Origin of the sequence: Clostridium sp. AF21-20LB (genome assembly GCF_003478795.1) — a bacterium.
Taxonomy (GTDB): Bacteria; Bacillota; Clostridia; order Lachnospirales; family Lachnospiraceae; genus Otoolea; species Otoolea fessa.
In genome coordinates this window covers 1-878 of sequence record NZ_QUGD01000066.1, presented here as the reverse complement: position 1 = coordinate 878, position 878 = coordinate 1, and the positions used below count along the sequence as shown (strand labels likewise).

The window sequence follows — 878 nt, the reverse complement described above, 5'->3', positions numbered from 1 at the left end:
GATTCCGATGGCTGAAAAGCTGTTAGAGATCAAAGGTGTGGGAATCAGGACAGTGTCAGGATTCCTTGCAGAAGTAGGTGATATCAGCCGCTTCAACAATCCGAAGGAACTGCAGAAACTTGCAGGATTTCCGTTGATTTTCTTCTTAGCGGCGTCTTTGTACATCTTACCGGAAGCATTGAACCAGTACCAACCTTCGTCATCACAGATGTCATTTTCACTGCAACCAGGAACTGTTTTCTGTACATCCTCATCAGTATCTAACATACCGGATTTCTCAAGCCACAGCCACTTATTCTCTGTTCTTGCGCCATCCATCTCTTCACCGAAGTAGTAAATAGCTCCTTGCCAATCCTGCCAACCATACAGCATCTCACCATCTTCGTTGAAAAGGTATGTCTTACCATTGATCTTCTTATCCTGATCAGCAACTTTTTTACCCTTGTTGTTGAAATAGTACCAATGCTTACCATCGGAATCCGGATCATCCTGATCATCATCAGACATAGTATACTTCCAAGCGTTTGTCAGCATAGCGCCATCTTCGCCTACATAGTAGTCATCGTCTACCCATGTGTTGGTCTCCATATCTCCCTCATCATCGAGGTGGAACCATTTACCGCCATCTTTTTTCCACTCGCCTGTTACCATCTCATCATCGCTATCATAGTAGTGCCAAACACCAGCGTCATCTTTCTGCCAACCAGCTGCGAAAGAAGTCATGGAAGCACCCATAGCGAGTAAAGCTGCTGCAGAAAGTACTGCAACTAATTTAGTCTGCTTTCTCATAATTAATGCACTCTCCTTTTTACTTTTTGAAATATTTTTCTCGAAATCCTAACTGCATTACCAGGTCATTATACTTCGGATATGGAAAA

General features: G+C 43.2%; 2 pseudogenes. One reads left to right on the top strand and one right to left on the bottom strand.

Going from position 1 to position 878, the window contains the following annotated elements:
* A pseudogene (locus tag DWX76_RS15245) lies at window positions 1-127 on the top strand (transposase); the annotation flags it as partial.
* Between the two features lie 54 nt (window positions 128-181).
* Here DWX76_RS15245 and DWX76_RS13765 read toward each other — a convergent pair.
* Window positions 182-651, bottom strand: a pseudogene (locus tag DWX76_RS13765) (glucan-binding protein); the annotation flags it as partial.
* Window positions 652-878 lie beyond the last annotated feature (227 nt).